Annotated in this window: 13 protein-coding genes; 8 read left to right on the top strand and 5 right to left on the bottom strand. The window is 66.9% G+C overall.

Annotated elements, in window-relative coordinates; genetic code table 11:
• Positions 1–427 (top strand): transposase (locus ACFY0P_RS48375; RefSeq protein WP_388928884.1); only part of this gene is annotated, 427 nt, incomplete at its 5' end.
• Positions 428–552: 125 nt separating this feature from the next.
• Here the strand turns inward: ACFY0P_RS48375 and ACFY0P_RS48370 are convergent.
• The 3 genes from ACFY0P_RS48370 to ACFY0P_RS48360 form a co-directional block, all read right to left on the bottom strand.
• Positions 553–1086, bottom strand: coding sequence for a CbrC family protein (locus tag ACFY0P_RS48370; protein ID WP_388928883.1), 534 nt, complete (start codon positions 1084–1086; stop codon positions 553–555).
• Positions 1087–1198: 112 nt separating this feature from the next.
• The gene (locus ACFY0P_RS48365; protein WP_388928882.1) at positions 1199–2731 is read right to left on the bottom strand and encodes an ISKra4 family transposase; all 1533 of its coding nucleotides are present in this window, start codon (positions 2729–2731) and stop codon (positions 1199–1201) included.
• Positions 2732–2801: 70 nt separating this feature from the next.
• Positions 2802–3344 carry a hypothetical protein gene (locus ACFY0P_RS48360; RefSeq protein ID WP_388928881.1) on the bottom strand — a complete coding sequence of 181 codons (543 nt, stop codon included), beginning with the start codon at positions 3342–3344 and terminating at the stop codon, positions 2802–2804.
• Positions 3345–3852: 508 nt separating this feature from the next.
• On the opposite strand from ACFY0P_RS48360, the gene ACFY0P_RS48355 reads away from it, so the two are divergent.
• The gene (locus ACFY0P_RS48355) at positions 3853–5016 is read left to right on the top strand and encodes an acyltransferase family protein (protein WP_388928880.1); all 1164 of its coding nucleotides are present in this window, start codon (positions 3853–3855) and stop codon (positions 5014–5016) included.
• Positions 5017–5050: 34 nt separating this feature from the next.
• Here the strand turns inward: ACFY0P_RS48355 and ACFY0P_RS48350 are convergent, their stop codons facing one another.
• Positions 5051–5323: a YrhB domain-containing protein gene (locus tag ACFY0P_RS48350; protein WP_388928879.1), complete on the bottom strand. Its 273-nt coding sequence runs from the start codon at positions 5321–5323 to the stop codon at positions 5051–5053.
• Between the two features lie 58 nt (positions 5324–5381).
• On the opposite strand from ACFY0P_RS48350, the gene ACFY0P_RS48345 reads away from it, so the two are divergent.
• Positions 5382–6149 carry a transposase gene (locus ACFY0P_RS48345; RefSeq protein WP_388928878.1) on the top strand — a complete coding sequence of 256 codons (768 nt, stop codon included), beginning with the start codon at positions 5382–5384 and terminating at the stop codon, positions 6147–6149.
• Between the two features lie 27 nt (positions 6150–6176).
• On the opposite strand, the gene ACFY0P_RS48340 is transcribed toward ACFY0P_RS48345, so the two are convergent.
• The gene (locus ACFY0P_RS48340) at positions 6177–6824 is read right to left on the bottom strand and encodes a hypothetical protein (protein ID WP_388928877.1); all 648 of its coding nucleotides are present in this window, start codon (positions 6822–6824) and stop codon (positions 6177–6179) included.
• A gap of 126 nt (positions 6825–6950) precedes the next feature.
• Here ACFY0P_RS48340 and ACFY0P_RS48335 point away from each other — a divergent pair, with 126 nt between their 5' ends.
• The 5 genes from ACFY0P_RS48335 (at position 6951) to istB (ending at position 11281) form a co-directional block, all read left to right on the top strand.
• Positions 6951–7466 (top strand): winged helix-turn-helix domain-containing protein, encoded by a 516-nt coding sequence (locus ACFY0P_RS48335; protein ID WP_388928876.1) that lies wholly within the window; start codon positions 6951–6953, stop codon positions 7464–7466.
• Positions 7463–8053, top strand: a complete 591-nt coding sequence (locus tag ACFY0P_RS48330) for a transposase (protein WP_388928875.1) — start codon at positions 7463–7465, stop codon at positions 8051–8053. Before ACFY0P_RS48335 ends, ACFY0P_RS48330 begins: the two co-directional genes overlap by 4 nt.
• Before the next feature lie 83 nt (positions 8054–8136).
• Entirely contained in the window at positions 8137–8616 is a 480-nt protein-coding gene (locus ACFY0P_RS48325) for a hypothetical protein (protein ID WP_388928874.1), read from the top strand.
• A gap of 233 nt (positions 8617–8849) precedes the next feature.
• Positions 8850–10490, top strand: a complete 1641-nt coding sequence (gene istA / locus ACFY0P_RS48320; protein ID WP_388928873.1) for an IS21 family transposase — start codon at positions 8850–8852, stop codon at positions 10488–10490.
• Complete coding sequence (istB, locus tag ACFY0P_RS48315) at positions 10487–11281, top strand: IS21-like element helper ATPase IstB (protein WP_388928872.1); 795 nt, start codon at positions 10487–10489, stop codon at positions 11279–11281. Before istA ends, istB begins: the two co-directional genes overlap by 4 nt.
• Positions 11282–11291 lie beyond the last annotated feature (10 nt).

The raw sequence follows: 11291 nt of genomic DNA, 5'->3' as shown, positions 1-11291 counted from the left end.
CGCCTCGACCAAGCACTGGTCGCAGATCGCCAAGGAACTCCGCCAGGTCTACACGGCGGCCACCGTCGACGCTGCCGAACAGCGGTTCGCCGAGTCCGAGGAGATCTGGGGAGCCCGCTACCCGGCCCTGATCGGGGTCTGGCGCCGCAGCTGGGAACACTTCGTGATGTTCCTGCGATTCCCGCCCGAGATCCGCAAGATCGTCTACACGACGAACATGATCGAGTCCCTCAACTCCCGCTTCCGCCAAGCGACGAGGCGTCGGGGACACTTCCCGAACGAGGAAGCCGCCCTGAAAGTCCTCTACCTCGTGATCCGGGACCGCCAGCCTAACCGGCGCAACCCCACCGGCCGCACCTACAACTGGAAGGAAGCGATCAACACTCTCGCCGGCTTCTACGGCGACCGCGTCATCGACAACCAGTAAGACCCGAACAAACCCAAGGAGCGTCAATACCAGGGCTTACACGAAAAACAAGACACTCCCTGAGCTTGTGCCATCGAAGTTGGGTGCAGTTCCTTTGAAGGGAAAGGCGCGTCTGGGCTGAGTGGCTATGAAGCGTCGGCGTAGGCGAGGTGGGTGCCGCAGACGGTGCAGCGGAAGAGCATGGCGCTTGTGCCCTGCCCGAGGTGGGTCAGGAAGTTCTCGAGCTGGGATGCGTCGTGCCAGCCGCCGATCCGTAGGTCGGTTCGAAGCTGGTCGAGTGCGTCGGGGTGGGCGGCGAGTTCGGTGTATCCGACCTCGCCGATGAAGGCGGCCGCGTCGTTGCAGTGGACGAGCCAGTGCGGATCCTGCCAGGCGTGGAAGCCGGGGGTGCGGCGGGTGACGTGCTCCAGGGTCTCCTCGCTGACGCCGTCGAGCCCGTATGAGTCGGTGAATTCACCTTCGAATCGTTCAGCGGCGCTGCCGTCGGCGATGCACCAGGGGCAGAACTGCCCGCTGACGTCCTGGGCTGTGTAGAAGGTCGCGGTGTAGATCCACCCGGTGCTGCGCTCGCAGCAGGCGCAGATCTCAGCGCTCTCGCGAATGGATCCGCTTGCGACGGGTTCGGGGTGGTAGCGGAAGGAGGGCAGGGCGGCTCTCACTGGTGAGCCTGCCTGCGCAAGGAGGGAGCCGCGTCGACGCGGGTGGTCTGCGCGTCGGTGGGCACGCCTGTGAACCTCATGAGTCGCAGTCTGTCCGCAAGTAGTCCCGTGATCAAGCGGCGAGGTCCAACCGCTGCTGGTCCGGGGTTGGGTAGAGGCGTTCGTGCTCGCGTGCGGCGTGGAAGCGCCAGTAGGGATCGAGGTCGCCGTTGGAAACGATGGCGCGCAGTCGCAGGACGGCTTCGGCTCCGGGCAGGCCCCAGCGGGCGCCGGTGATGTCGAGGCGGTCGGCGATCAGGTGGCGACAGGCGTCCTCGACTGCGCCGGTGGCGATGGGCCACCCGTTGTCGAGCGCGGTGTCGTAGTGGAGCTCATCGAGGTGGCCGGTCAGGTAGTGGTGGCAGGCGTCGACGGCCTCGTGCCGGGCGGCTGACAGGTGTTCCCGCTTGGCTTGGGCGGTCATCTCGGCGGCGGCGCGAACGGCGTGGCCCGAGAGGACCGCGGTCAGACGGTCGGCCGCCCAGGTCGCGGCCTCGGTGGTGCCGGGTTTGTGGAAGGCGTGGGCGGCGGCCCAGACGCACTCGGCGACGTGCACGAAGTCCAGCAAGACGTGGACCGTGACGCCGCGTCGGGTGGTCTCGGCGCTGATCAGGTCGAGCTGGTGGCGGGCGCCGTCGACCAGGACGACCCATGGCCGTAAGTGTTTCGGGTCGCGTGCCTGGGCCTGGTCGAAGACATCCGCGATGACCTGCTCGGGCGGGCGGACCAGCGAGGCGGTGCACCACTTGTTCTCTGCCCTGGGCCCTGGGCGGGCGGGGCGTTCGCCGCTTCGGCCGCCGGGCGGGTGAATCACATCGTGTGGGCGCCTGGGCGCCGGACGAGTGTCGAAGACGCAGGCCACGGTCGCCATCCGCTTGCGGTTCGGCTTCTCGCCTGGCGCGAGTCGGCCGCGATGGCCACCAGCTGTCTTGGCGGCGGCCCGGCGGGTGGCCTCCCGCAGTGCCTCCGGGCGCATGACCACGCCCTTGCCGTCCGCCTGGATCACCAGCGGCATCTCGCAGCTGCACGGGACCGGGATCCTCGTCCGGTAGAAGCCGTCGACGTCGACCGCGGCGGCGACCACGAGCTCTTCCAGCCTGCGCTTGCCGAGCACGCTCCCGCAGCGGCGTGTCACCGCGTCGTGGGCCTGGTCGAAAGAGCCGCGGACGGCCTTGGTGACAGCGAGCCGCCGTAATCCGGTCGAGTGTCGGCCTGCAGGCAGAGACAGTTCCTGGTCAGCCGGGTGGACGTTGCCCATGCCCGGGCCCCGGTGGGCGACCCGGGTGACCCGGACCGTCCCGAACACGCTGGCCAGCCACCGCGAGTGCCCAGCCTCCCGCCAGGGCCGCACTCGCCCCTCGGGCCCGGTCACCGCCGGGCCAGCACCGGTGCGGACCTGGTTCTCTTCCTGCCTGGCCCGCATGTCCAGGTGGTCCTGCAGCAGCAGGCGAAGCAGTTCTCGCCCGGCCGCGTCGAGGTGTTCCTCTAGTTCGGCGTGGGTCCAAGTGGTCGCCGGACTGCCTGACAGCGTGTGCATCAGCGTCTCGAAGGCGCTGATGGAGCGCGCAAAGGGGTCAGCGGTGCATTGGGGGTCGTACGGTGTCATCTCCGGGGCTCTTCCCGTCCAGCATCGATTGGGTCGCACCTTCGAATGTAGGCGCGGAAGAGCCCTGCTGTTAACGGGAGTTGGGCGAAACGGCCGTCCGGCGGCGGGCCAAAGTGAACAGGCCGGGGACATCCTCGTCCAACCAGCCGCGTTCCACCAGCCGCTTCAGCATCGACCGCGTGCCCTCGATCTTCCCGGTCTCGGCCGGCAGTCCAATCCTTGGCACGATCTGCTTGGCGCGGACCGGCCCAGGCGCGTCCGCCACCACCTCCAGGATGTCCCGATACACCTGCGGCAGGACCTCCGCCCCCATCCCCGGCCGCCAGTTCGGAACGGACAGCACCCCGATCACCTGCCGCTCGGCCCCGGCATACGCAGACGCCACCGGCTCACCCACGGCCAGCCGGCCAGCATCGACACCCACTGCCGACTTCTCTGGGGTCATCTCCGCGAGCACCTCGGCGACCGTCTCCCGCGCGATCCGCAGCCGCTCCAGGCTCTCCCTCGCCAGATCCAGTCTCCCGGACAGCTCCGCGAGCTCGGCTTCGAGCTCCTCCACCCGCACCCGGGCAGCCGCCTCCCGCGCTTCCAACTCCTCGAACAGCGAGCCCATCCGCTACCCCTCCTCCACCACCACGGTAGAGACGAGCAGCCCCGAGCACAGCCCTACTCAGCCTTCCTCCAGCTCAACCTTTCCCTTCAGAGGAACCGCACCCACCCAAATTCGGCCGTTGCCGAGACCCTGCCTCATGCCTCCCGCCTCGGACACGAGAGATTACCGAGGGAGAAGCAGTACCTGCTCGTACTTCACTGCATGACCCTCTTGAGCCCAGGAGGGCCGATGCTCAGCGCTCCGGACGCGGACAAGGCCTGGAAAGGCATGACGATCGGATGGCCGTCCAGATCAACCAATCAGCCCTACGGGGACACCTGTCTGCTGAATTCGCCAACTGGTCTGCGTTGTCGGGGGCGCCTGGATGGTTCTGGTGTGCTCCGAATGCATCCGGGCGCCCTTCGGCACGGTCGGTACGGCCTGGTTAAGTCGGTTGGAATGGGGCTGGTTGTGACAGATTGATCGTGTAGCAACTCGGTGGCCCTGGAGGCGGAGGAGACACGACCTCATGCTGTCCCCTACTGACTCGAAGCGACTTCCATCACTGACCGGGTTGCGTTTCGTCCTAGCGGCCTTTGTCTTGATGGCTCATTCCTTGTCGGGTTCGGCACTCTTCAGCGAAGAGCCGCAGGCTGTGCTTTCGATCGCTGCGGTGCCGCTGGCCGCCCTCGCTGTTTCCGGGTTCTTCGTCCTCTCCGGCTTCGTGCTTGCCTGGTCGTACCGGCCGGGGGATCGTGCCCGAGCCTTCTGGAGACGCCGCTTTTGGAAGATCTACCCCAACCACGCGTTGGGCTGGTTTCTGGGTGCGCTCTTCTTTGTAGTCACGACGGCCCCCAGCCCCATGACGGCCGACGGTAGCGCAACCGTGTTGGGCGGGGTCGCAGAGCTATTCCTGGTAAAGGTCTGGGTGCCTGCTCGGGAAGTATTTAATGGCTTCAACGACCCATCTTGGTCTGTCTGTTGCGAGGCCTTTTTCTACCTGCTCTTCCCTGTGCTGATTCCCACTGCCCGCAGGTTGACCCGGACCGGGCTGCGCTGCGCGTGGCTGGCCCTTGCTTGCGCAATCCTGGTGTTCCCCGCAGTGGCGCTGGAGCTCGGCGGGCGAGCACTCCCAGGCTGGCCGCTCGGTCTGAACACCCTCTGGTTCGCCTACGTCTTCCCACCCGTGCGACTGACGGAGTTCATGCTCGGAATGGTCACCGCGCGTCTGGTCCAGGTAGAGTCCTGGCCGCGGTTGAACGCGCTGACCCGCATCGGAGCGATGGCAACGGTACTCGCCGCAACTCCATTCGTTCCCCTACCGTATTCTCTCGGGGCCAGCTATGGCGTGCCATTCTCCTTGATTATTGCCGGGCTGGCCGCGCGAGACATCCACAGTCGCAGCCGTTTGCTCGCCCGTCCGGCCGTAGTTGCGCTGGGGGAGGCATCGTATGCCCTTTACATCGTTCACTTTCCCCTGTTGATGTCCGCCCGGCAGGCCGTCGGCGTCAAGCACCGGTTTGCCCTGCTGAACGGAATCCTGTTCGCAGTTGGGGTGATGGTGGCGGCACAGGCGGTGGCTCTGCTGGTCCATCAATGTTACGAACGGCCAATCCAAGCGCGCTTCGCTCGGAACACCCGCGCCGTGTCGTCGGGCCGCCTTGAGGTCAGCACAGCGCCAGCATCCGACTAAGGGCTGTCCCGTAACTGTGGTTGCGGGACAGTCGTCAGGTGCTCTGGTTCCTCCACAGATGCCGCTCGTCCAGGGTCCCGAATCGCACGTCTCCGCGTTCAAGGTCGACGAGGATGGGCCAGCAGTCCAACAGTTGCTCTCTCGCTTCACGCGAGGCGAGATACTGCACAGAGTTGTAGGGCACGATCAGGAACCCGTTGCTCTCACGGACCCGCTCTGCGTCGATGGCGAGAGGCGGCTCGTCATCGCGTTGGCTGTGCGCGAGAAACGCCCCCGCGAGTTGCAGGGCCTCGTCCGGCTCCATCATCCGTCTCCAGTCTGTCGGCTCGGAGAAGGCACCCTAACCGGCCTGGGATGATCTTGGTGTGGCTGGTGTGATCACGGCGTCAGAGCCGTCTTGGATAGGTCCGTTCACCGGGCTGAGCCCGCGCTCCTTCGGCAAGTTGGTGACCGCGGTGCAGCGCGAGAGTGCAGCCGAACCACGGACGGGTCGTCCGTGGGGCCTGTCGCTTGAAGACCGTATTCTCCTGGTCGCGGCCTACTGGCGAACCAACTTGACCATGCGCCAACTGGCCCTGCTATTCGGGGTTTCGAAGTCGGCGACCGACCGGATCATCGACTACATCGGCCCTCTGCTGGCCTTGCCGCCCCGACGCCGGTTTGCGAAGGGCACTGTGTTGATCGTGGACGGGACGTTGGTGCCCACCCGAGACCATGCGGTGGCCGAGCAGTCGAAGAACTATCGGTACTCCACCAATCACCAAGTCGTCATCGATGCCGACACCCGCCTGGTCGTTGTGGTCGGTCGGCCGCTGCCCGGCAACCGGAACGACTGCAAGGCGTGGGAGGAATCGGGGGCCAAGGCAGCGGTCGGCCGGACGACCGTGATAGCTGATGGCGGCTATCCAGGGACCGGATTGATCATGCCTCACCGCCGCACCCAGGGCGAGGAACTGCCCGGCTGGAAGCGGGAGCACAACCGCTCACACAAGCAGGTCCGTGCCCGAGTGGAGCACTTCTTTGCCCGGATGAAGACCTGGACAATCCTCCGCGACTGTCGGCTCAAGGGCGACGGTGTCCACCACGCCGTGCGCGGCATCGCCCGACTGCACAATCTCAACCTTGCTGGATAGGGCCATGGCCGAACTCAGGCAGGTCCCTCACCTGCGTCCGCCAGCGGGGTGCGGCGTGTGCCGCAGCCACTGCGCGCCCACCTGTTCCACCACAGCGGCCCGCAACGCTTCCAAAAGGACGTATCCGGGATACGTCCCAAACGCTCCGTACTTCCAGCGGTAGTAGCACGACCAGTAGCTCACCACCCGCCGCTCCGTGCGAGCGAAGAAGGCCGGATTCCGAGCGATGAACTCCCCGTAGAGGCGGCGCTGGGCCGAGCCCGGGACGGCGAGTCCTGGAAGACCGCGGCCGATCGCCTCGATGATCTCCAGCACGTATTCGCCGGCCAACTGCACCACGAACGGCACCACCCACGGCTCGCCCGACGCCACAATCTGCTCAAGGTGCCGCTGGCGGACCCGGCCATCACTGTGCCGGGAGTACAGGCAGTGCAAAATCACCTGCTGAGTTCCGGCCAGGGGCGGCCGCTCCGAGTCGGTGCTCGGCTCCTCGTTGTAGATGCGCGACGGGATGGCGACGGTCTCGCCCTGCACCTCGACCTCGAAGGGCATCGTCGGAGCGAGCCTGGCCTCCGGCATGACCGCCAGGACGCTCTGCACGTCACGGGCAAGACGGGTCGGAAACGCTGCCACCAGGGCATAGGCGACGTTCGACGGACCCAGGGGCAGCTGCACAACAGGAGGATAAGCGGCGAACCTCTCGGTCTCTCAACCGCCCGCCTCAACGTTGCGGGACAGCCCTTACTGATCTTTTCGTTTGTTCGGTGGGGTTGGTGGCCGTGTGGGTGGGAGGCTGTCGGGGTGGCATATCAACCTTCCCCTTCGGTTGCCGGCTCCTCTCTTCCTCCCTTGTCGCGGCCTCAGTTGGCGGAGGCGCGTCGTGTTCGGGCAGTCGAGTTGTTCGAGGGTGGCGTCGCGAATGCGGAGATCGCGAGGGCGGTGGGGGGGTGTGCCGACAGTGTGCGGCGGTGGCGGCGGGTGTGGGAGCAAGACGGTGCTTCGGGCCTGCGGAGGCGGGCAGCCACCGGACGCCCGCCGAAGCTGGACGACAGCCAGGTCGAGATGGTCCGGGCCGCGTTGGAGAAGGGTGCCCAGGCTCATGGGTTCGAGGCCGACCTGTGGACCCTGGAACGCGTCGGCGTGGTCGTCACCCGGGCAACGGGGGTGGTGTTGTCGAAGGCGTCGGTGTGGCGGCTGCTGACCGGCCGGCTCGGACGGAGCCTGCAACGGCCTGAGCGGCGGGCGGTCGAGCGGGACGAGTCGGAGATTGCCCGCTGGATCGCGCACGAGTGGCCGCGCATCAAAAAGGGGCCGTGAACACATGTGCCTGGATCGTCTTCCTCGACGAATCAGGAGTCTCCCTGCTTCCTCAGATCCGCCGTACCTACTCGCCCCGAGGGCGGACTCCGCTCCTGCGGCACCGCCTGAACTGGAAGCGCGCGTCCATGGCCGGAGCCTTGGGCTACCACTCCACCGACCGCGGTCGCGGGGCCCGCCTGTGCTTCCACCTCAAGCCCGGCAGCTACGACACCGCCGGACTCATCGAGGTCCTGGAGCAGATGAAGGTGTTCTACCGCGGCGAGCGAGTGGTCCTGGTCTGTGACGGTCTGTCCGCCCACTGGAGCCGAGCAATGCGGGCCTGGGTCACCGAACAGGACTGGCTCACCCGGGAGCGATTACCCGCCTACGCTCCCGAGCTGAACCCGGTGGAACTGCTGTGGTCCTCACTCAAGAAACGCGAACTCGCCAACCTCGCCGGCGACCACCTCGCCGATGTCGCCGACGCCACCGAGCAAGGCATCCGCCGCATCAATGCCAACCCCCGACTGCCATGGTCATTCCTCGCCCATACCGGCCTGCCCATCCACCCACCACCCCCACCGAACTTACGAATAGATCAGTAGGGGCGTGTTTCGAAAGTGCCGGCCACAGCCATGCGTAGCGAAAGTACTGGTGCCAGCGCACCGGTTTCGACAAGCTGCGACACATGGACTGGACGCCCCTGCTCTCCACACTGACCGGTGCTGTCATCGGCATCGCAGCCACCCTGATCGCCGACCGCAACCGGTGGCGGCGCGAGGAAGCCAGGCACGCTTTGGAAGTACGGCGCGAGGTCTACACGGAGTATGTTTCCGCCCTCAAAGCCGCAGGTGAGGAGATACGGGCCGTCGCGCTGGGCGACCACATGTCCGAGTCGGCACGCGACGCGGCGGTGCGGGAAGCCGTGCGTGGCACCGGCATCTACACGGCGAGCGAACGCCTCTGGCTCGTGGGCCCGCCGCAGGTGGTGGAGGCGGGGAACGAGGCGTTCCACCGCCTGCGCGCAATCCGCGACGCCTATGCCCGTGGAGTGGCTGTCGGCTCCGCCGACGACGCCCCCCTGATAGAGCGGCGACGCAAAGCTATGGCGCAGATGCGTCGCCTCATGCGTGAGGACCTGGGCATCGCACCCCTCGGAATCGAGTGATATGTCACCAGCCCTGAGTTCGTCCCAACGTCGCGTGGTCGTCCACTCCGCCGTCGACGACCACTCCCGCCTCGCCTACAGCGAGATTGGGTATGTCGGCGGGTTTGGGGAACAGGTGTCGCTCAGCGCCGGGAACGCCTCGGATTGAGACGTGTGGGTGTCGGTGAGTTTCGGCAACACCAGGGGGCTTGCGGTGGGAACATGGGTGTGCTCCGTGCTGTGAGGGGGCGTCGATGGCGCCGAAGTCGAGGGTCGAGCTGTACGCGGCGATCCGCCGGGACTGCCGTGCTGGGATGACGAAGCGGGCCGTGATGCGCAAGTACGGCGTCGGCCACCCCACCGTGCAGAAGGCACTGGAGTCTGCCTGGCCCCGGCCGCGCAAGAAGCTGCCGCCGCGGCCGACACGCCTGGATCCGTACAAGCCGCTGATCGACCAGATGTTGCGGACCGATCTGGACGCGCCGCGCAAGCAGCGGCACACTGCGAAACGCGTCTTCGACCGGCTGCTTGAGGAGCATCAGGCCAACGGCATCTCCTACGGAATGGTCCGCGACTACGTCGCGGTGCGCCGGGGCGAGGTCCGGGCGGCAGCCGGCCGCGGCCCCGTTGAGGCGTTCGTGCCGCAGTCGCACCGTCCCGGGGTGGAGGCCGAGGTCGATTTCGGGGACGTGACGGTCCGTCTGGCCGGGCAGAGCGTGGTCTGCTACTTGTTCAGCTTCCGCCTGTCGTATTCGGGCAAGGCGGTGCACCGGATCTTCGCGTCCGGCGGCCAGGAGGCGTTCTTCGAAGGCCACGTGCACGCCTTCAGGGTGCTGGGCGGGGTGCCGACCGGCAAGGTCCGCTACGACAACTTGAAGGCCGCGGTCGCCAAGGTGATCGGGTTCGCCCGGGAGAGGCAGGAGAACGAGCGGTGGATCCTCTTCCGTGAGCACTTCGGTGTTGAGAGCTTCTACTGCCGCCCCGGGATCGCTGGCGCCCATGAGAAGGGCGGGGTGGAAGTCGATGTGGGCTACTTCCGCCGCAACCGGCTTGTCCCCGTGCCCGAGGTGAACTCCCTGGCCGAGCTGAACGTGCTGGTCGACCAGTGGGACGAGGAGGACGATGACCGCCGCATCCGGATGCGGCCGCGCACCGTCGGCGAGTACTTCTCCGTTGAACAGCCCCTGTTGAAGCCGTTACCGCAGGAACTGTTCGACACCAGCCGCACCTTCGCGCTGCGGGTGGACAGGCACAGCCGCATCTCGGTCCGCACCAACAGCTACTCAGTGCCGGTCCGCTTCATCGGCCGCCGGGTGCGGGCCGTGCTGCACGCCAACGATGTGGTCGTCTACGACGGCAGCACGGAGATCGCTCGGCACGAACGGCTGATCGCCAAAGGCGGAGAACGGCTGGTCCTGGACCACTACCTGGAAGCCCTGGTGCGCAAGCCCGGCGCCCTGCCCGGAGCGACCGCCCTCGAACAGGCCAAAGCCGCAGGGAAGTTCACTCCCGTCCACGACGCATGGTGGGCTGCGGCCTGCAAGGCCCATGGCGACCGGGACGGCACCCGGGCCCTCATCGACGTGTTGCTGCTGGGCCGGCGCATCCCGCACGAGGACCTGGTGACCGGGCTCGCGGCCACGCTGCGAGTGGGTGCACTGACCGCGGACGCCGTCGCCCTGGAGGCCCGCAAGGCCCAGGAAGCCGACGACGCCGACACGGCCCTCGCCGAACCGAAGCCGCCTCTGCGGCGGGAGCCGACGGTGACCTTCCTGACCGCGCGGCGGCTGGCTCATCTGCCGCCCGACACCCGCCCCCTGCCTTCGCCCGTCCCCTACGACCAGCTTCTTGGCCGCCGCACCAGTCGCACCAGCACGGGAGACCAGATGCCATGAACGCCACCAGCCACCGCCGGATGAGCGAGCAGGCGGCCGAGACGGCCGTCGTCGGCGCCTGTCGGATGCTCCGCCTGCCTACCATCCGTGCGAAGTTCCCGGACCTGGCCGAGCAGGCCGCCCGCGAGCAGATGTCCTACCTCACCTTCCTCGCCGAACTGCTACTGGCCGAATGCGACGACCGGGCCCGGCGCCGCTCCGAACGCCGCATCAAGGCTGCGGCCTTCCCTAGGCAGAAGGCGTTGCGGGAGTTCGACTTCGACGCCAACTCCAACATCGACGCCGCCGTCGTCCACACGCTGGCGACCTGCGAGTGGGTGAAGAAGGGACAGCCGCTCTGCCTGATCGGCGACTCCGGCACCGGCAAGTCCCACCTGCTCATCGCGCTCGGGACCGAGGCGGCGATGGCCGGCTTCCGGGTGAAGTACACCCTGGCGACCAAACTCGTCAACGAACTCGTCGAGGCCGCGGACGAGAAGCAGCTGACCAAGACCATCGCCCGCTACGGGCGCGTCGATCTTCTATGCATCGACGAACTCGGCTACATGGAACTCGACAAGCACGGCGCCGAGCTGCTGTTCCAGGTGCTGACCGAACGCGAGGAGAAGAACAGCGTCGCCATCGCCTCCAACGAAGCCTTCGGCGGATGGACCAAGACGTTCACAGATCCCCGGCTCTGCACCGCCATCGTCGACCGGCTCACCTTCAACGGCACGATCATCGAGACCGGCACCGACTCCTACCGCCTCGCCCAGACCCGGGCCAAGGTCGCGCAACCTGCCACCAGCTGAAGGAGGTCAG

Source organism: Streptomyces sp. NPDC001714, assembly GCF_042892755.1.
GTDB lineage: Bacteria > Actinomycetota > Actinomycetes > Streptomycetales > Streptomycetaceae > Streptomyces.
Note: the sequence above shows the minus strand (reverse complement) of the source record. Positions and strands in the feature narration are given on the sequence as shown.